General features: G+C 52.5%; 1 pseudogene. It reads right to left on the minus strand.

From position 1 onward, the window contains the following. A pseudogene (locus R0J88_RS21685) lies at positions 1–154 on the minus strand (alpha/beta hydrolase); the annotation flags it as partial. Positions 155–255 lie beyond the last annotated feature (101 nt).

Consider the following 255-nt stretch of genomic DNA (forward strand, 5'->3'; position numbering starts at 1 on the left):
GATAATGCCTGGCCAATTCCGGCATCACATCACGCCACATCAGCTTGTTGGTCGGAATGCCGTGAATCAACAACAGCGGCTGACCTTCACCCATTTCCTTGTAGGCAATGCGGTGACCTTCGATCATCGCATAACGGGTTTCCAGGGCTTCCATTGTCACGTTGTCGTGGCTCATTGCTGACCTCTTCGCTTGATGAATACTCAATCACGGCCTGGCGAAACAGTGCTATATCGCGGTGTTACCGTGAACGTGGG

Origin of the sequence: Pseudoalteromonas sp. SIMBA_162 (genome assembly GCF_046535955.1) — a bacterium.
Lineage (GTDB): Bacteria > Pseudomonadota > Gammaproteobacteria > Enterobacterales > Alteromonadaceae > Pseudoalteromonas > Pseudoalteromonas marina.